Origin of the sequence: Arthrobacter sp. StoSoilB22 (genome assembly GCF_019977315.1) — a bacterium.
Taxonomy (GTDB): domain Bacteria; phylum Actinomycetota; class Actinomycetes; order Actinomycetales; family Micrococcaceae; genus Arthrobacter.
Map to the genome: position 1 here is coordinate 3,355,194 of NZ_AP024652.1, position 18,729 is coordinate 3,373,922.

Here is an 18,729-nt window from a genome sequence, read left to right on the forward strand (position 1 = left end):
TAAGAGCATGACTGACATGTTCCTCGAGAAGTTCCGCGCGCTGGTCCCAAAGTATCTCGAGGATGAATGGCAGGAAGAAGACGGCCTCACGCCGGCCGAGCTGGACGACGCCCTGGCCGATCACTCCTTCACCATCCCGCTGGTTCTGCGCGAGTTCTACCTTGCTATCGGCGGCTGCGAGGACCTCATGGAGGCTTACCACTACTTCTGGGACCCTGAGGAACTCGAAGTTGATGACGAAGGCTTCCTCATGTTCCTCGAAGACGAGGACGAGCAATTCACGTGGGGCTTCCGCACCGCCGATCTCAGCATCCCGGACCCCATCGTCTGGCGCCGCAATAACGCCCGCGGCCAGTGGAAGAGCGAAGAAGGTACGTTCTCCGAGTTCGTGTTCGACATGTTCGAGTGGGCATTCAACGACGACGAAGACTAAGTTTGAAGTTTTCGAGCAGCCTCTTCTCACCCATTCCGGGTTGGGAAGGGGCTGTTTTGTTTCCCCTCCCCAAACCGCCACCACCCACTTTGAGCCAACTCCAACGGCGACACACCTTCGGAGGGCGTTGTTGGGGCATTTCGGAGTCAAAGTTGGTGGTGGCGGTACACCTCTCGCGAAGGATTACGACGGCGGGCGGCCGGCTATGTATCGGAACGGGCCGAAACGGCCGGTCTCCCTGTTCCGCAGAACCACCAGGACTTCGTCCACCATCCGCTGAGGGTGATGCACTACGTCTGCATAGTAATAGTGCAGGGTCATGAGTCCGCCGAGGATGCCTGCATTGTTCCGGTATTGGTCCTTCTTGACCTGTTTCCCCTCCAGATGGGTGCCGCCGTCGAGTTCCACAATCAGGCACTCGTTGATCAGACAGTCCACTTCTCCCACACCTGGTACGTCCACATGCATACGGACTCTGAGACCTGCCCGAGTGAAGTGTGTATGGGCCAGCACCTCCAAGAGGGAGTCGGCACGAGGGAGAACCAAACCCAAGATCTCGCGGACCTTGCCATTCCGGTTGCCGGGTAGCTTCGATCTCAGGAAATCCGTAGACAGGAGTGCTTGGCTAACTGCGCTCTGCGCCATGACCAGTCCTTCAAGTTCCGGTAGGCACCTGAGGGAGTGGATCAGGACATCGGCTACCCCTGCAACTGGTAGATACGAGTGTGCCGGGTGTAGGCAGGCTCCGTGGTGTACTACACCACGTCTCGCCTGGCCCGTACTGCAGCTCAAATGGAGAGCGCCGGGGTCGCCAAGGGTCCAAAGCCGATAGAAGCGAGCTGCTGAAACGCAGGTAAGTAAGCCATCGGCTCGAAAGGCGGCAACGATGTCGGGGTCCGCTTTTCTGGACGTGTAGACGCCACGATGAAGGCGGGTCACTCGGCCGTCCCTGACTGCATTCGCGAGCACGCGGCGAGTAAAGCCTGCGGTCAGCAGGGTCCGAGTGGTCGCTGCTCCGTGGCGGCTATGGAGGAAGTTCTCGATGTTCATAAGGCCATGCTGACTTCGGCGGAGAGCCTGCAGTTGTTGAGAAGTTCCTTATGTGGACAACTCTCGCGGGCCGCCACCACCTACTTTGAGGGCTCGAAGGCTGCGACACACCCCGCAGTAGGCGTGTCCCGGGTTTCCCAGGATCAAAGTAGGTGGTGGAGGACCAACGCCGTCCTGTAAATCACGCTGCGTGAACGAAAAAACCGTTGACCTGGAAAGTTGCATATGTGACAGGATTGTCATAAGCTTTTCACGGATCCACTAAATGCCTCCGGTGGGTCTGATGCGAACGGAGATTGTGGTCCCGGTTCGGTGCAGCGTATGACTCGTAACGTTGCAACGAACCGGGGCCATTCCTTCTTAAACCAGGGGCTGCGCCGAAACGGCTGTGCGGCCACCACTTACTTTGAAGCCAAGAAAGCCGGACTTGCCGTAAAACGAGGGCCATGCAGTCCTCATTACACCCAAAGTAGGTGGCAGCGGTACACGGGCAGCCAACAAAACAGGCGCCCAGCCCCTCAAGGGCCGGACGCCTGCCAAAGCGAAGAGAAACCTAGCTACTGCGGTCCACCACAGCATGGGCGAAGTTGGTCAGCGACGCCTTCACGACGCCCTCCGGCAGCGGGTCCAGAGCCGCAACGGCTTCGGCAGACCACTGGCGGGCGATCTTCCAGGACTCGTTGGTGACAGGGTGCTCACGCAGCCCGGCCACTGCCTCAGCAAGGGCAGCATCCGAGGACAAGTCGCCGTCGATCAATTCCAGGAGGGCAGCAGCGGAGCCATCCCCTGCAGCAGCATCCCGGCGAAGCAGCAGGACAGGCAAAGTGGGAACACCTTCGCGGAGGTCGGTGCCCGGGGACTTACCGGACTTGACCTTCACTCCGGTGACATCAATGACGTCGTCGGCAAGCTGGAAAGCTACGCCAACTTTCTCGCCGTATTCCACCAGCAGGTCCTCGTAGGACTCATCGGCGCCGGCGAAGATCGCCCCGAGCTGGCCGGACGCTGCCACCAGTGAGCCGGTCTTGTCTGCGATGACGGACAGGTAGTGCTCCACGGGATCTTCGTCTTCGCGCGGGCCCACGGTTTCGTGGAGCTGGCCGAGGCACAAGCGCTCGAAGGTCCGCGCTTGGATGCCCAACGCGCGGGAACCGAGCTCGGACACCAGGATGGAGGCACGGGCAAAGATGAGGTCACCGGTGAGGATGGCGACGGAGTTGCCCCATACTTCGTGGGCCGTGGGAGCACCGCGGCGGAAGGGTGCGGAGTCCATGACGTCGTCGTGGTACAGCGTGGCGAGGTGTGTCAGTTCCACCACAACAGCGGCCTGAACAACCTCGGGGCGGGAAGCATCGCCAAGGTGGGCGCACAGCAGAGTCAACAGCGGACGAATGCGCTTGCCGCCGGCTTCCACCAGGTGGCGCGACGTCGCGTCAGCCAGGGGGTCCGAGTTGGAAATGGCTTCGCGGAGCTTTTTCTCAACCCGGGCAAGGTTGGTGGTGATGGCCGGTCCGAGCTCGGCATCGCCGGCAATGGCGGCGAATCCGGCGGGCAGCTGGAGTCCCGTTGCTATTGCGGTGGTGTTGGGAGCAGGCTCAACGGCCTGCGGCAAGCCGTGCCCGGCATGAGTCCAGCTGTGTTCGGCAGAGTTCGTCACGGGTTAACCCTAACTAGTTGTTGCGGAAACCGCGGTGTTGGAGCCTGCCGGCGTAAGGGCGCGGGCAGGCGAAGTGTTGGAGGTGGCCGGAACCAGCATTTCGAGGACCCGGATAACCCGGTCTTCGAAGCCCTTCGCGGACGGATCCGTGAGGTTCGCGAGCATTCGAACCACAAAGCGCATGAGCACAGGAATGGGCATACCCGTGCGCAGTGCCAGCTTCATCACGGCGGGCTTCCCGATCAGGGAGGCAAACATGCGGCCCAGTGTGAAGTGTGAACCCCACTGGTCCCGCACATAGTCCGCGTACCGCGAAAGGTGAGCATCGGCGTCGTGCGTTGTCCAACCGGCGGAAGCCGAGCGCGACGACGCGTCAATCAGGAACTCAGCCGCGAACCGGGCCGACTCCATGGCGTAGGAAATGCCCTCTCCGTTGAACGGGGACACCATTCCGCCGGCGTCACCCAACAGGAGAAGCCCGGGTGAGTAGTGCGGGGTGCGGTTGAAGCCCATGGGCAGCGCGGCACCGCGGATCTCCCCCACCTGGTTTTCCGGTGTGAAGCCCCAGTCGGACGGCATGCCGGCGGTCCATTCGCGCAGGACCTGCTTGTAGTCGAGTTTGCCGAATTCCTTGGACGAGTTCAGTATCCCCAGGCCCACGTTGGAGGTTCCGTCGCCAACCCCGAACACCCAACCGTATCCGGGCAGCGGTTTACCGGACTTGCCGGGGAGTTCCAGCCAGCCCTCCATCCAGTCATCGTCATGCCTGGGCGAAGTGAAATAGGTGCGCACTGCGACGCCCAGCGGACGGTCGTCGCGTTTGTGCATACCCAACGACACCGCAGTTCGCGTTGAGTTGCCGTCCGCGGCGAGGACGACGTCGGCGTGGAAGTCGCGCGTTTCGCCCGTCTTGCGTCCGGACTCGTCAAGGACGGAAGCCTGGACGCCGATCACGCGGCCGTCTTCTGCAGTCAACGCGGAGGTGACGCTGTGGCGTTCAAGCACGACGGCGCCCGCGGACTCGGCGTGGCGGGCCAGGTCCTCGTCAAAACCGAGTCGGGTCCGGATCAGGCCGTAGGTGGGGAAGTCGGCAACCTCGGGCCACGGCAATTCGATGGTGCGGCCACCGGCAATAAGGCGAAGGCCCTTGTTCCGGCGCCAACCCTCCGAGACAGCATGGGGCAGCCCAAGCTTCTGGATCTCGCGGACCGCGCGTGGAGTGAGCCCATCGCCGCAGACTTTTTCACGGGGAAAAGAGGTCTTTTCCAGCACCGTGACATCGATGCCCTGCTGGGCGAGGTAATACGCGGCGGTGGACCCGGCAGGGCCCGCGCCAACAATCAGTACTTTCACGACGTCCTAATCAACGGGCTGTGCTGGTTAGCCGGCCTGGTGGCGCGGCTTGATCTGGCGGCGAAGCTTTGCCACGGGAACACTTTCGCGGTGATCGGCGGGCTTCTGCGCACGGTGCACGGCAACAATGCCGCCGCTGAGGTTCCGGTAAGTTACGTCCGTCCAGCCGGCGTCGCTGAGCCACTGGGCCAGGTGGTCCTGGTCCGGCCAGGCGCGGATGGATTCGGCGAGGTACACGTAGGCGTCCGGGTTGGAGGAGACCTTGGTGGCGATGGCCGGAAGCGCACGCATCAGGTACTCGGTGTAGAGGTTGCGCCACAAGGGAACCACGGGGTGCGAGAACTCGGCGATGACCAGCCGCCCGCCAGGCTTGGTGACGCGCAGCATCTCTTCAAGAGCCTTGCGCGGTTCCACCACATTGCGGAGGCCGAAGGAGATGGTGGAGGCATCGAAGCTGTTGTCAGCGAACGGCAGGTTAGTGGCGTCGCCGGCAATGAAGTCGATGTCCGGGCGGCGGCGCTTGCCTACTTTGAGCATGCCCAGGGAGAAGTCGCAGGCCACAACGTCCACACCGGCATCGGCGTAGGGTTCGCTGGATGTTCCCGTTCCGGCGGCGAGGTCCAGGACCTTCTGGCCTTTTTTCACATCCATGGCGTCCACCACGATCCGGCGCCAACGCCGGGTCTGTCCCATGGACAGGACATCATTGACGACGTCGTATTTTGGGGCGACATCATCAAACATCGTCGCAACTTCGTCCGGACGCTTTTCCAAGGATGCTCGGTTCACCCTGTAATTGTCTCAGACATTCAACCGACTTTGCTGCGCTGTAGAAGTCGGCTCAGATTCTGGCTGGGCACGGGAGTACTGTTGTTCCATCATGACGAGCACGCTCCGCACCTTGACAGTCCCCCTGAATGTTGAATCATCCTCCGGGGGGCTGCCGTCGTTTCTGGTGCGGGACGACGTCCTGTGCTGGTCCCGCAGGGAAGCCGGCCTGGTTGGCTATGGCGAGCTGACCCGTTTCAACGCCACCGGGCCCGAGCGATTCCTTGAGGCCGATATCTGGTGGCGACACCTCATTATTGAGGCGGAAATCACGGATCTGGTGGAGGTTCCGGGTACTGGTCCGGTGGCTTTTGGATCGTTCGCTTTCTCCAAAACCTCACCCCACGTTTCCCGCCTGATCCTTCCCGAACTCGTGATTGGAATCCGCGACGGCAGCGCGTGGGCCACCCAGTTGACGTTCGACGACGGCCCCCTCACCGAGGCCGGTGTCCTCGCCTCCGTGGACCGCTGGCTTACTCAGCCGGAGCCCAACGGCGACGCTCCAGCCACCGGAGGGCCCGACGTCGGACTCTCACCGGACGCTGTTGCGGCGAACGGTTCGGCTGGTCATCTCAGCCGCGGTTCCCTGAGCGAGGCCGCTTGGATGGAGGCCGTTTCCAACGGCGTGGAGGAAATCCGCGCCGGAAAGTTGGAGAAGCTGGTGTTGGCGCGCGACGTCGTGGCTAACCTTCCTGAGGGCGTCAACGCCGCTGAGGTTCTTCGTCAGCTCGCGGCGAGATACCGCGAATGCTGGACGTACGGCGTGGACGGTCTGGTCGGAGCTACGCCGGAGATGCTGATTCAAGTGGAGGGCCGCACAGCGCAGGCGCGGGTGCTGGCTGGAACCTTGGATCGCCGCGACGCGGACGGCATGGACGGGTCCCCCATGGAGTACGCCGAGCGGGTCCTGGCCGGTTCAGAAAAGCAACGCCACGAACACGAGATCGCCATTGATTCACTGACCCGGCAGCTCGCTCCTTTCTCCGAGGCGATGAATTCCCACAGCGAGCCCTTCATACTTGAGCTGCCCAATGTGTGGCATCTGGCCTCGGACGTGAAGGCGGAGCTGGCTGACATCGAGGGACACGTTCCTACCTGCCTGGCCCTGATCAACGCCCTGCATCCCACAGCGGCGGTCTGCGGAACGCCCACGTTGGTAGCCGGTGCCCTGATACGCAAACTGGAGCATCTGGACCGCGGCCCTTACGCCGGGCCGGTGGGTTGGTTGGACGCTGCCGGTAACGGCGAGTGGGGCATCGCACTCCGTGGCGCTGTGATTGAGGACGCCAATACCGTGCGCCTGTATGCGGGCTGCGGGATCGTGGAAGGCTCCGTGCCGGAGGCCGAACTGGCCGAAACGTGGGCCAAATTCCGGCCGATGCTGGAAGCCCTGGGCATCAAGCGCTGAATCTGGGATTTCAGACACCATCACTTCTGCAGTGGTTGATTAGTGCGTAAACTTGTTATCCAATAGTGAAACTTCGTTTCCTGTGATGCACATCTCACGTTCGGCGCTACACTAAAACCGACTCAGTTCAGCATCCACTGCAACAAAAGGTAAACAACATGCAGATCTCCCGTTCGGTTCTGTCCGGCACCAAGATTGCCGCCGTGCTCGCCGCCGGCGCCCTGGCCCTCACCGCCTGTGGTGGTTCCTCCACCCCGGCTGCGTCCTCGGACTCCGGCCTCAAGCTCATCAACGCCGGCAAGCTGACCGTTTGCTCGGACGTGCCTTACGAGCCCTTCGAATTCCAGAAGGATGGCAAGATCGTGGGCTTCGACATGGACATCGCCGCCGAGATCGCCAAGGACGTCAAGGCCGAACTCAACGTGGTGGACAGCTCCTTCGAAGCAATCGAGACCGGCACCGCACTGACCGGCTGCGATGTCTCCATCTCCTCGATCTCCATTACGGACGTCCGCAAGAACGTCATGGACTTCTCCAACCCCTACCTGGACGACGACCTGACCCTCGTGGCCACGTCCTCCTCCGGCATCAACAACCTCGACGGCGCCAAGGGCAAGAAGGTAGGCGTCCAGCAGGCCACTACCGGCGCCCAGTACGCCAAGGACAAGGGAATCGACGCCCAGCAGTTCGAAGATTCCGGCCTCCTGGTTCAGGCCCTCAAGGCCGGCACCATCGACGCCGCAGTGGGTAACGGCTCCGTCCTCGGCTACGCCATCAAGGACGACTCCAACCTCAAGCGCGTTGAAGACTTTGCAACGGGTGAGAAGCTGGGCATCTCCATCAAGAAGGGGAACACCGCCATGGCTGATGCCGTGAACGCCACCCTCAAGCGCATCACCGACGACGGATCCATGAAGAAGTTCGAGACCACCTGGTTCGGCGAAGCCAGCAAGTAGTCCGAGCCCCGGCTCCCCAGATCCACGCAGGCGGGCCCCGAAACCACATGTTGTTTCGGGGCCCCACCTGCGCAACATGAATGTGAGAACCCCATGGCAATGACTGCACGTCAACGAGCCAAAGTCAGTTTGTACGTCCAGGCCGGAATATTCGTCGTGGCCGTGGCCGCGGTGATCCTTGCTGTGGACTGGAAGACGATTGGTACCAGCGTCTTCAACTTCGCCAAGATCGGGCCGATGTTCCCGGACATCTTCCTGGTGGGCCTCAAGAACACCCTCATTTACACGGCACTGGCTTTCATAGTGGGCTTGTCCGGCGGCCTTCTGCTTGCCCTGATGAAGCTCTCCTCCTTCCCTCTGTACCGCTGGCTGGCCACCGGTTACATCGAGTTCTTCCGCGGCGTTCCCGCCCTGCTGGTCTTCATCGCGTTCGGCTACGGCGTTCCGCTGGCGTTCGGCGTGCAGTGGGACGTCAACATCGTGGTCATGGTTTCACTGGGCATGGTGGCCTCGGCCTATATCGCTGAAACACTCCGCGCCGGCCTTCAGGCTGTGCCCAAGGGCCAGATGGAAGCAGCCCGCTCACTGGGCATGCCGCACTGGCGGGCCATGATCTCAATCGTCATCCCCCAGGCATTCAAAATCGTCCTGCCGCCGCTGACCAACGAGATCATCCTGCTCACCAAGGACTCCTCGCTGATCTACGTTCTGGGTCTCACCGCGTCCCAGTACGAGCTCACCAAGTTTGGCCGTGACGGCATCTCCAGCCTCGGCGCCGGCCTCACGCCGCTGCTCGTAGCCGGTGCTTTCTACCTGGTCATCACCATCCCGTTGAGCCTCCTGGCACGGAAGTTCGAAAGCCGCTCCGCGCGGACTAAGCGATAGGCAGGACAGTCATGAATAACTCCACTGGGAGCACGGCCACCGTTCAAGCCGCCGGTGTAAACATCAAGGATCTGCGCAAGTCCTACGGCAGCAACGAGGTCCTCAAAGGCATCTCGCTGACCGTTGAACCAGGCCAGGTTGTTTGCCTGATTGGGCCTTCGGGTTCGGGTAAATCCACCCTCCTGCGCTGCGTCAACCTGCTCGAACAGCCCAACGGCGGCACCATCAACGTGGGTGAGTTCGAGGCAACAGACCCGGACGTGGACCTCAACAGGATGCGCCGGAACGTTGGGATGGTGTTCCAGCACTTCAACCTGTTCCCGCACTTGAGCGTGCTGGACAACTGCACCATCTCGCAGGTGAAGGTTCTCAAACGGTCCAAGTCCGAGGCTGGCGAAGTAGCGCGCCACAACCTCGAGCGCGTCGGCCTGGGTCACCTTGCCGACCGTTTCCCGGACCAGCTCTCCGGTGGCCAGCAGCAGCGTGTGGCCATTGCCCGGGCCCTCTCCATGGACCCGCAGCTCATGCTTTTCGATGAGCCCACGTCAGCCCTGGACCCGGAAACAGTGGGCGACGTCCTGGCCGTCATGCGCAAGCTGGCCCAGGAGGGCATGACCATGCTGGTGGTCACCCACGAGATGGGCTTCGCCCGCGAAGTGGCAGACCGCGTGGTGTTCATGGACGCCGGTGTTGTGGTGGAAGAAGGGCCCGCGGAAAACGTCATCAGTGCTCCCACCCAGCCGCGCACCAAGGAATTCCTGCGCCGCGTCCTCGATCCCACGCACATTGACGTGGTGGAGGACTAACCCCGCGCATAGTCGTTAGCACCACCCAAACGGGAGGGCGACACCCACATTTGGGTGTCGCCCTCCCGTTTTGCGTCACCGTCGAATTGTGGGTGTCTGTCCCTAGTGAAGTACGACGGCGGCGTGAAGTACGACGGCGGGCGGCGCACCCCTTCGCGCTCGGCGCACCACTCCTTCACCCGCGGCGCACCCCTTCGCGCCATTCGCACCAGCGGTTACGGGTGCGATCGGCGGTAACGGTAGCGAGGTGGGGCGGAGCGGGTTAGCCCGCCGTCAGGACTTGGCCCACCGCAGCCGATATGGCTTCTTTGACCCGCGCATGGAGTGCCCTCAAACCCGCCCGGTCCACGCGCACCTCCACTATGGTGCGGCCCTTCACAGGCGACTTGAGGGCCGCGGCGAGTTCCGCCGTCGTGGTTACTGCTTGGTGTCCGACGCCGTAAGCCGCCGCGAGTGCCGCAATGTCCACTGAGTGCGGGGTAGCGAAGAGGCGCTCGACGGCGGTGCCGTAGGCCCCTGAGTCCTCCACCACACCGTGCTCGAGAAGGCTGAAAATGGCACCGCCGGAGTCGTTGAGCACCACGATCCGGAGATCCGGCACGGGTTCTCCGTGACCGATAAGGAGTCCCCCGGCATCGTGAAGGAAGGTGACATCGCCAAGCAGGACCGTGGTTTCACGGCCGCTGCCCAGGGCAATTCCGGTGGCTGTGGCGATGGTTCCATCGATGCCGGCGAGGCCGCGGTTGGCGTAAACCGTGGCGATGGGTTCGGGGTGAGGTTGGCCTGCGAGGTCTACGTCGCGGATGCCGTTGGAAGAACCCAGCACCAACTGTCCGCGGGAGTGCTCCCAGACGGTAGCGCCAACCGAGGGACCGGTTGCAAGGCTCTCCCCCGCGAGCACCCCGTCGAGGCCGTGTTGGGCGGCCGCGCCGGCGAGCAGCCAGGAATCGAGCCATTCGGCAGACCCACGTCCGGCAAAGTCGGCGAGCTCGGGAAGAGTCTCGATGGGTGTTTCGCGGCGCCGCCCTGCTTCATACCAGGCAACCGGGACGGGCTGGTAAATGGCGGATTCAACAGACTCACGCGCCAGCAGGGCAGCCACAGGACGGGAGAGCGTTGCCCGTCCGAACAGGACAACGCGTTCGATCGGCGTGGGTGAATCCGGACCAAAGTGGGCCAGCAAGACCCGGTAAGGTCCAATAGCGTTCGGCCCGAAGCGTGCGTTGGACGAAGGTTCCGCCAACAGTGGCAGACCGTGGGCGCGGGCAAAGGCTTCAGCTACGGGGCCGGCGTCATGCCCGGCAAGGACCACGGTTCGTCTTTCGGCGAGTTGCCGGGAAGCTGCCGGAAGATCCAGTGCCTGGGGACCGGCGTCGTAATGGAACACGCCGCGACCGGCGGTCTCGGGAAGAGCGTCGCCTGCGTCCGGAACCAGCGGATCCCGGAACGCGAGGTTCACCTGGACAGGGCCGGGCGGGGTGTCTTCGAGGGCCCCCGTGGCGGCGTAAAGTGCCGTGGCAACCGCCTTTTGGGGGTGATCACCTGCCGGGACGTCGACGGCGAATCTCACGTGATCGCCGAAAAGGTCCAGTTGGGTGGTGGTTTGGTTCGCCCCGGTGCCGTGAAGTTCCTGGGGACGGTCAGCTGAGATCACCACCACGGGGACAGCCGAATGATTGGCTTCCATGACCGAGGGCAGGAGGTTGCCGACCGCCGTCCCGGAGGTTGTCACCACCGCCACGGGAGCCTCTGTGGAGAGGGCAAGGCCCAGCGCGGTGAACCCTGCATCCCGCTCATCGATGCGGACGTGGATCCGAACCCGGCCTTCAGCTTCAGCTTCCGCGAGCGCGTAGGCCATGGGCGCCGAACGCGAACCAGGCGCCACCACCACGTGCCGCACACCGCCGTCGAGCAGTGCCGTAACGGCGATCCGGGCGGCGCCAATGGATGTCAGAGAGTCCTGGGAAGTCACCGTTCCAGTCTATTGGGGCGTCCGGACCCAAACGCTCGCTCACATCCCGAGCCCTCCCGGCCAACCATCGCTCACATCCCGAGCCCTCCCGGCCAACCATCTCTCACATCGGTCAGGTTAGGGTTCCTTAACGTCAAGGACTACCTCGTTGTGGCGGAGGAACCAAGGTTTGAAAGGTGGGTCGAAGCGCGCGAACCTGGGCGAACCGATGGGAGTTAGATCAGCCAGTTGAAGAGCCTCCATCAGCGCTACAGTATGGCGTTGAAAGGCCGCGGCTGAGCCATTGCCTGTGAATCGTGCTACTGCAGATAACGCCCCCGGTACCTCACGGATTTTGACCCTGGGCTCTTCAGGTTTTGGAGCAGTCTCTGCTGTCAGTCCTGCTGGCAGGACGAAAGCAACAACGTAGTCATCATCTGCAGCCCCAGAGATCGGTCCGCTTTGCAAGACCGGCGCCGTCATGACCAGTTCCTCCGACGTTCCGCTTTCTTGAATGACAGGCGCGGTCATGGACAGCTTCTGCCTGCTGGTGTTGTTGCCGCTGATGTAGTTGAAAAGGTAACGGAAGGCCTCGTTCCCGGCGCGATCGAACGCCGCGTGGACTTGCACCTCCGCGAGGACATGCGCGGGGTAGCGACGAAGCTCGAAGTGCGGATACTGCTGGACCAGATCGTACGGCTGCTGTTCAGTCATGGTCCAATCGACCCTACGCCGCCGCGGCACTAGCCGCCAGAGAGCAGTGGAATGTGAGAGAAGGTCCCGCCGCAAGCACGCGGGACGTGATAGAGGGTTTGGTTCAGGCACGCGTGATGTGAGCGAGCGTCGGATGACGAAAATGCTCCCCCACCCATAACAGCGGGAGAGGGAGCATTTCGTCAGTATCGAAAGAAGCAGGCGTTACTTGCGGAAGACCTGCACCACCGAGGGGCGAGGGGCGCGCACTGCACCGGCAGGAGGTGTGGCTCCGGCCGGAACGTAGTCCGGGAAGAAGGAGTTCTGGGCTGCGAATGAGCCGTCCTCGCCAGGGTGCTGGACAGCGACGAAGACGGTGCGTTCTTCATCGTGAATGATGGGTCCGCATGTTTCGGCGTCGCGCGGGACAGCGAGGAACTGCTCAACCTTGCCGCGCTCAGGTCCTTCGAGGGTGACCTTAAAGAGCCCGTCCGCGTAGCCGATGGTGCCGGGGGCGCCGTCGGTGGAGATCCAGAGGTTGCCCACGGAATCGAAGGCCACATTGTCCGGGCATGAAATGGGCGAGACCTTGTTGGCCGGGAATCCGGAGAAGTACGTGGAGGTGTTCTTGGCGGGATCGCCAGCTACCAGCAGGAGGCTCCAGTTGAACTTGGTGCCTGTTTGCTCGCGTCCTTCGGTGATCTCCACGACGTGGCCGTCACGGTTCAGGGTGCGCGGGTTGACCTCGGTGGCGCCTTCCTTGCCCGACTTGCCGCGGTCCGTGTTGTTGGTGCAGGCGACGTAGACCTTGCCCGTACGCGGGTGGGGCTCCACGTCCTCACAACGGTCCATCTTGGTGGGGCCAACCTTGTCGGCAGCGAGGCGGGTGTAGACGAGAACTTCGGGGACGGTCATGCCCGGCACAGCGGAGGTGCCGTTGACCACCAGCGGAAGCCATTCACCAGTGCCATCGAACGCACCGTCGGCAGGGAGTTTGCCCGTGCCGTCAATGTCGGCAGGAGAGTCACCCGTGAAACGAGCCACGTAGAGGTCGCCCTCAGAAAGCAAGCTCATGTTGTTCTTGCGGGCTTCCTTGGAGTCACCAGCCTGGTACTTCCCCTTGGAGACGAACTTGTAAAGGTAATCAAAACGCTCGTCGTCGCCCATGTACGCCACTACGTGACCGGAAGGAGCGACGATGACGTTGGCGCCCTCGTGCTTGAAGCGGCCCATGGCGGAGTGCTTCTTAGGGGTAGAGGTGGGATCGAACGGATCCACTTCCACGATCCAGCCGAAGCGATTGGTCTCGTTGGCGTAGCCGGAGTTACGGGTGTCGAAACGAGGCTCGTCGAGCTCCCACTGGCGTGTGGTTGCCTTCGCGGAAATCCCATAGCGCTTGTCGCCGTCGCTGGTGCCCGGAGCTGCGAAGTATCCGTTGAAGTTCTCCTCACCGGAGAGGATGGTTCCCCACGGGGTGGTCCCACCGGCGCAGTTGCCCAGCGTGCCCTTAATCCAGCGGCCGGCGGGGTCGTCAATGGTCTTGACTAGGTTGGTGCCAGCCGCGGGTCCGGTCAGCTCGTAGACAGTGTCTGTGAGGAAGCGCCGGTTCAACGGTGCGCCCTGGACGTAGCTCCACGGCTTGTTTTTGTTCTTGCGCTCGAGCTCCACCACGGCCAGTCCGTGCCCTGCGCGACCGATTGCCCGTGCTTCGGCGGGGTCGAAGCCTACGGGCAGCATGATGTTCTCGTTGGTGTACTCGTGGTTGCTGAACAGCACGGCCCGGCGGTCTTTGGAGCCGGGGATCGGCAGGATGTCCGTGTAGTCGTTGTTGTAGCCGAACTGGCGGGCCTGTGCTGCCGCGGTCTGCGCCTTGAGGTCGAAGGCCGGCGAGTCGGCGAAGAGGGGATCGCCCCAGCGGATGATCGGTTTCCAGTCAAAGCCCTCGGGGACAGTGAAGGCATCCACTGCTGCGTCTACGGGCTTGATGGCGGTGAACTTCAGCTTGGACTTGTCGAAGCCCTTCTTTGCGGCATCGGAGAGCCCTTGACCGGAGTCGGCCACAGCGGTGTCGCCACCGTCTACGGCACCACCGAGCACGATTGCAAGCGCTCCGGCGGCCCCGAGCCCCAGCGCTGCGCGGCGGGACATAGCGGTTGAGGCGATGTCGCGGAAGTAACCGTTGGCGCTGGTGTTGCAAACATCGCCTGAGCATGCGTTGTCGCATTTCAAGGCACACGTGACGGGGCTGCGCTTGCCTTTTGTGTGGCCGAGCATGGGGAGCAGCGGAAACGTGCGTCCGGTGGTTTCAGACATGGGGGTAAAGACCTTCCAGAGGATGTATGAGGTTCCCGCTGAGCCTTTCAGCGCAATCCAAAGCTGAGAGGTCCCTCTGGTTAAGACCCGGTGAACAAACCGTGCTGGTTTCGCGCCAACGTTGAGTGCACGCGGCGGAGCCGGTCCAGCCACCAGTCCCTGCGCTCCCCCGGTGCCGCGTACTGCTCAAGCAGCCCGGCATCGGCCAGGGTCTCACGTAACTGGATGGCGCCGTCGTCGGCCACCAGCGGGTCCAGCGTGATGTCCGAAGCGAACAGCGAAACGGTGCCAAGGCCGCAGGCATAGGGAAGGGACGGGAGCGCGGCTGCGAGCGCCAGGCCGGCACGTATTCCCACCGAGGTGTCAAGTGCCGAGCTTACGACGGCGGGCAGTCCGGCCTGCTCCACGATGTGCAATGCGCGTGTGACTCCCCCAAGTGGCGCGACCTTGACCACGATCAGGTCAGCAGCACCGGCCCGGGCAACACGAAGGGGGTCTTCTTCCTTCCGGACGCTCTCGTCCGCGGCGATGAGGACCGGCGTACCGGCTGCAGTCAGCCGACGCCGGACCTCCGCCAGGCCGCCAATGGCGGGGACGGGTTGTTCAGCATATTCGAGGCCTACTGCGGATAGTTTGCCAAGGGCTTCCACGGCCTGATCTGTGTCCCATCCCCCGTTGGCATCCACCCGGATGGCAGCATCAGGTAGGGCCTCACGGACTGCGTGTACCCGCGCGACGTCGTCTGCCAGTTCCTGGCCCCGCTCCGCGACTTTGATCTTGACGGCGTCAACCCTGCCGAAGCGCGCAAGCACCTCAGGCACACGTTCGGCCGCGACGGCGGGAACTGTAGCATTGACCGGGATCCTGTCCCGCAAAGGCGGGGGGAAACCAAGCCAGCCCGCTTCCAAAGCTGCGGCCAGCCAGCGGGAGGATTCGTCGTCGTCGTATTCGGGGAAGGGGCAGAACTCACCCCATCCAAGAGGTCCTCGCAGGAGGAGTGTCTCGCGCTCCATGATGCCGCGGAATTTCACGCGCATGGGTAGCGAGACTACGTGGGCGGAATCGAGGAGTTCTTCGAGCGAGGGAAATGCAGGCATATTGCCACTGTACCGGCGGCTTCCCACCCAAGAGGCAGGCCAATTCGGCTATGTGGAAAAGCTACTGGTCCCAGTATTTCTGCACGCCCGCCAAGGCTTCAGCCAACTGCTCACCGGACAGGACGAGCGAGCTTTCCGGTATCCCCAACGCTTCCCATCGCAGTACGAGCGTGATGTCCTCCTCCATTGGCAACGGCCATAACCAGTACCTGCCGGTGAATTGAACGAACTCGGAGTTGTTGCTTCCTCCGCCGCCTCCCAAGGTTGTCAGCACAGGGCCAGTGACGGCTGCATCTTCGAAGGCCGCCGGTCCGTGGATGGCCGCAACAGCCTTGCGTCCGTCCGCAACAGCTACACCCAGTTCCAGTCCCGTCCGGGTGTCCAGGCTTGACCGCGGGTGGTTGTAGCTCTCCTCCACCATCTCCCGCCACTCCTGGTCCGATTCGGTGCCCCGCCGCACCGACCAGACCAGGTCAAACATGCAACCTGTGGAGTACACCTCCACAAGTTTCAGGACCACCACGGTGCGGCTGTCCTTGTGAACAAACCCGCCGACGCGCGCAATACCGGGCAGCTCGTCCGACGGCGGGCCGAGCCACCCCGGCTGGGCAGGCTGCGGTTCCCGCGGCCGGGCGGGCTGCTCGGGGAGGTCATCGAAGAAGCTCATGATCCATCCTTACACCGCTGCAACGGGACCGGGAGAGGTGCGTGGCAACCGAGAGGCAGCAATCGCGATATTCTCGGAATACGACTCAAAGTGGGGGAGATATGACTCAATCAACGCCCGGTTCCGCGACGCCTCCCGGCTGGTACCCGGACCCTTCAGACCCGCGGCTCGTCCGGTGGTGGGACGGACGCGCGTGGACAGCCAACCAGGCGCCGGCTCAGTTCCAGGCGCCAGGACAGCTCCAGGTTCCCGTCCAGCAGCCACGTCCGCAGCTCAGCCCGGAGACTCCGGTGTACAACCCGTTTATCTGGGCGATCACCTTGTTGCCGCTGCTGTCCATCCTGCTTCTACTCACGTGGCAGCCGGAGTTCAGGATGATCACCACCCGGCAGGGGGTCACCACCATGGATCCTTTCTCCATGTACACCCCTGGCTATTTCTTGCTGATGGGCGCTAGTTTCCTGTCCTACGGGCTTTCGGTGTTTTTCGCTTTCCTGGACCGTCAGCGCCTCCTCAAGTCCGGCGTCGTCCGTCCTTTTCACTGGGCGTGGGCGTTCCTTAGCGCGCTGGTGTACGTGATCGGCCGCTCTGTGATCGTTAGGAAAGTGGCGCCTAATCGTGGGCTGTGGCCTGTCTGGGCAACAATCGCCGTGTTTGTTATCAGCATGGTGATCACCGGCATCTGGATGTCCAATTTCATGCAGTCGGTGTATTCCCAGCTGGGGTATTCGGTCCAGACGTGACAGTTCCCGGGTGGTATGCAGATGCTCGGGACCCCCACAGCCTCCGATGGTGGAACGGTACTGAGTGGGTAGACCACGTGGTACCTGCAGGGGTCCCACGTCCAGCGATTCAGCGCCCGATACTTCGCCAAGGCCAGAGCGTTGTGAATCCGTACATCTGGCTTATTGCCGTCCTGCCTTTCCTTCCGGGCCTACTCATGTTGACGTGGCATATCGAGATCCGTACCTACACCCGGAACGGCGCCCTCACCCTGGACCCCGCCACGATCATCAGCACTGGCTACTTCCTGATCTGGGGCGGATTGGTCTTAACCTATTGCTCCACAGTGGTGCTGGCCCTGCTTGATACCCGACGCTTGCTGAAAACGGGCGTCACGCGACCATTCCACTGGGCATGGTCCTTTCTGGGAGGGATTCCCTATGTCATTGGACGGTCGGTGGTAATCCACAAGGTGGCTCCACGGCGGGGCTTGTGGCCACTGGTGGTCATCCTCGCGGCGTGGGGACTTTATTTCGTGGCGGGGACTATCAAGGCCTTGGACTTCATGGAGGCCGCGTTGCGTGAATTGGGTTACCCAGCCTGACCCCACCGGATCCTCACACGCGTTAGGTAGACTGCTGACAATAAAGGACGGAAGGACTTCCATGAACCGCAAGGCCACTGCACTGGACGTCGCCAAGAGGGCGGGTGTGTCCAGGAGCGCGGTCTCGCTGGTTCTAAATGGGCGTGGCGACGGGAACGTGGCCAAGGAGAGCCAGGACCGGATCCGGCAGGCCGCCCTTGAATTGAACTACTCCCCCAACGCTATTGCCCTGAGCCTGCGGAACCAGCGCTCTCGTGTGATCGGCATCCTGTCCGACGAAGTAGTGGTCAGCCCCTTTGACGGCAACATCATCGGTGGCGCCGACGACGTCGCCCGCAGCCGCGGCTTTGTGACCGTAGTGATGGACACCGAAAGTGATACCGCCAGGGATGCGAGCGCCATTGAAACGCTCCTGGATCGGCAGGTTGATGGGCTCATGTACGTGACAGTTGGCTTGAAACCCATTGAGATTCCGCACGGCATGCTCCGCGTCCCCTCGGTCCTTGCCAACTGCTATGACAACCACCCTCAACAGCAGCTGCATCACGTCATTCCTGACGAGGTATCCGGTGGCAGGATGGCCACGGAGCACTTGTTGGAACTTGGCCACCGGGACATTGCGCTGCTTGCCGGGTTGGAGGACTCGCCCGCGGCCCCGTTGCGTGTTCAGGGCTACCGGGATGCACACGCAGCGGCCGATATCCCGGTCCATGCAGACCGGATCTTCATGGCCGGCTGGGATATCGACGCCGGTTTCCGCGGCGCCATGAAACTGCTCGACGGCGTGTCCCCGGCTGATCGGCCCACGGCCATCATGTGCGCGAACGATCGCCTGGCGGTGGGTGTGACCCTTGCTGCCGCGCGTTTGGGACTCAGTGTTCCCGGGGACCTGTCCATCATGGGCTACGACGACGAAACCCGGATCGCCGACACCATGGTGCCTTCACTCACCACCATGGCGTTGCCCCTGCGGGAGATCGGCCGTGCCGCCATGACCACGCTGCTGGACGCGATCGAGGGCACGGGCGAAAGCGCGGGCGTAGGCGCGGGCACCCCCACAGCAGGAAAGGGAACCACGGTCGAAACGATGGTTCCCTGCCGCTTAGTGGTGCGCGAGTCCACAGGCCCCGCCCCCACCCGCTAACACCGCCCGTTGCGAGGCCCGCTCTACACCCTAAGACGAGCGGAAAGCCTGCAAAGCAGGCCTCACAACACGCACCCCCTCGTTGCGAGGCCCGCTCTACACCCTAAGACGAGCGGAAAGCCTGCAAAGCAGGCCTCGCAACGGACGCACGACGGCGGCCT

General features: G+C 62.7%; 17 protein-coding genes and 2 pseudogenes. 9 read left to right on the plus strand and 10 right to left on the minus strand.

The annotated features are described in order from the left end of the window. The first annotated feature begins 7 nt into the window (after nt 1-7). Complete coding sequence (locus LDN70_RS15665) at nt 8-433, plus strand: hypothetical protein (protein ID WP_062073394.1); 426 nt, start codon at nt 8-10, stop codon at nt 431-433. 183 nt (nt 434-616) lie between these two features. Here the strand turns inward: LDN70_RS15665 and LDN70_RS21250 are convergent, their stop codons facing one another. The 5 genes and pseudogenes from LDN70_RS21250 to LDN70_RS15685 form a co-directional block, all read right to left on the minus strand. Next, a complete protein-coding gene (locus tag LDN70_RS21250) occupies nt 617-1,078 on the minus strand; it encodes an endonuclease domain-containing protein (protein ID WP_353618943.1) in 462 nt (153 codons plus the stop codon). A 324-nt stretch (nt 1,079-1,402) separates the two neighbouring features. Then, nucleotides 1,403-1,483: pseudogene (locus LDN70_RS21255) on the minus strand (hypothetical protein); the annotation flags it as partial. A gap of 553 nt (nt 1,484-2,036) precedes the next feature. Next, on the minus strand, nt 2,037-3,140 hold the full coding sequence (locus LDN70_RS15675; RefSeq protein ID WP_142938245.1) for a polyprenyl synthetase family protein: 1,104 nt from the start codon (nt 3,138-3,140) through the stop codon (nt 2,037-2,039). A 9-nt stretch (nt 3,141-3,149) separates the two neighbouring features. Next, nucleotides 3,150-4,493, minus strand: a complete 1,344-nt coding sequence (locus LDN70_RS15680; protein WP_142938244.1) for a geranylgeranyl reductase family protein — start codon at nt 4,491-4,493, stop codon at nt 3,150-3,152. Between the two features lie 27 nt (nt 4,494-4,520). Continuing rightward, the gene (locus LDN70_RS15685; RefSeq protein ID WP_142938243.1) at nt 4,521-5,282 is read right to left on the minus strand and encodes a demethylmenaquinone methyltransferase; all 762 of its coding nucleotides are present in this window, start codon (nt 5,280-5,282) and stop codon (nt 4,521-4,523) included. Nucleotides 5,283-5,373: 91 nt separating this feature from the next. Here LDN70_RS15685 and LDN70_RS15690 point away from each other — a divergent pair, with 91 nt between their 5' ends. The 4 genes from LDN70_RS15690 to LDN70_RS15705 all read left to right on the plus strand — a co-directional run bounded on the left by LDN70_RS15690 (nt 5,374) and on the right by LDN70_RS15705 (nt 9,376). Further along, nucleotides 5,374-6,729: an isochorismate synthase gene (locus LDN70_RS15690; RefSeq protein ID WP_223940708.1), complete on the plus strand. Its 1,356-nt coding sequence runs from the start codon at nt 5,374-5,376 to the stop codon at nt 6,727-6,729. A gap of 158 nt (nt 6,730-6,887) precedes the next feature. Then, nucleotides 6,888-7,685, plus strand: a complete 798-nt coding sequence (locus LDN70_RS15695; protein ID WP_142938241.1) for an ABC transporter substrate-binding protein — start codon at nt 6,888-6,890, stop codon at nt 7,683-7,685. Nucleotides 7,686-7,778: 93 nt separating this feature from the next. Beyond that, the gene (locus LDN70_RS15700) at nt 7,779-8,570 is read left to right on the plus strand and encodes an amino acid ABC transporter permease (RefSeq protein ID WP_223940709.1); all 792 of its coding nucleotides are present in this window, start codon (nt 7,779-7,781) and stop codon (nt 8,568-8,570) included. Between the two features lie 11 nt (nt 8,571-8,581). Continuing rightward, entirely contained in the window at nt 8,582-9,376 is a 795-nt protein-coding gene (locus tag LDN70_RS15705; protein ID WP_166839774.1) for an amino acid ABC transporter ATP-binding protein, read from the plus strand. A 262-nt stretch (nt 9,377-9,638) separates the two neighbouring features. On the opposite strand, the gene menD is transcribed toward LDN70_RS15705, so the two are convergent. The 5 genes from menD to LDN70_RS15730 all read right to left on the minus strand — a co-directional run bounded on the left by menD (nt 9,639) and on the right by LDN70_RS15730 (nt 16,097). After that, nucleotides 9,639-11,348: a 2-succinyl-5-enolpyruvyl-6-hydroxy-3-cyclohexene-1-carboxylic-acid synthase gene (menD, locus tag LDN70_RS15710; protein ID WP_223940710.1), complete on the minus strand. Its 1,710-nt coding sequence runs from the start codon at nt 11,346-11,348 to the stop codon at nt 9,639-9,641. Nucleotides 11,349-11,465: 117 nt separating this feature from the next. Continuing rightward, nucleotides 11,466-12,041: an SOUL family heme-binding protein gene (locus tag LDN70_RS15715; RefSeq protein WP_142938237.1), complete on the minus strand. Its 576-nt coding sequence runs from the start codon at nt 12,039-12,041 to the stop codon at nt 11,466-11,468. Between the two features lie 204 nt (nt 12,042-12,245). Then, the gene (locus LDN70_RS15720; protein ID WP_223940711.1) at nt 12,246-14,333 is read right to left on the minus strand and encodes a PhoX family protein; all 2,088 of its coding nucleotides are present in this window, start codon (nt 14,331-14,333) and stop codon (nt 12,246-12,248) included. An 80-nt stretch (nt 14,334-14,413) separates the two neighbouring features. After that, entirely contained in the window at nt 14,414-15,430 is a 1,017-nt protein-coding gene (locus LDN70_RS15725) for an o-succinylbenzoate synthase (RefSeq protein WP_223940712.1), read from the minus strand. Between the two features lie 61 nt (nt 15,431-15,491). Then, entirely contained in the window at nt 15,492-16,097 is a 606-nt protein-coding gene (locus LDN70_RS15730; protein WP_223940713.1) for a hypothetical protein, read from the minus strand. A gap of 101 nt (nt 16,098-16,198) precedes the next feature. On the opposite strand from LDN70_RS15730, the gene LDN70_RS15735 reads away from it, so the two are divergent. The 4 genes and pseudogenes from LDN70_RS15735 to LDN70_RS15750 all read left to right on the plus strand — a co-directional run bounded on the left by LDN70_RS15735 (nt 16,199) and on the right by LDN70_RS15750 (nt 18,568). Beyond that, the gene (locus LDN70_RS15735) at nt 16,199-16,840 is read left to right on the plus strand and encodes a DUF2510 domain-containing protein (RefSeq protein ID WP_223940714.1); all 642 of its coding nucleotides are present in this window, start codon (nt 16,199-16,201) and stop codon (nt 16,838-16,840) included. After that, nucleotides 16,837-16,899, plus strand: a pseudogene (locus tag LDN70_RS21160) (DUF2510 domain-containing protein); the annotation flags it as partial. The gene LDN70_RS15735 and the pseudogene LDN70_RS21160, both read left to right, overlap by 4 nt. Nucleotides 16,900-16,983: 84 nt before the next feature. Further along, on the plus strand, nt 16,984-17,424 hold the full coding sequence (locus tag LDN70_RS15745; protein WP_223942667.1) for a DUF2510 domain-containing protein: 441 nt from the start codon (nt 16,984-16,986) through the stop codon (nt 17,422-17,424). Between the two features lie 61 nt (nt 17,425-17,485). Further along, nucleotides 17,486-18,568: a LacI family DNA-binding transcriptional regulator gene (locus LDN70_RS15750; protein WP_142938232.1), complete on the plus strand. Its 1,083-nt coding sequence runs from the start codon at nt 17,486-17,488 to the stop codon at nt 18,566-18,568. The last annotated feature ends 161 nt before the right edge of the window (nt 18,569-18,729 follow it).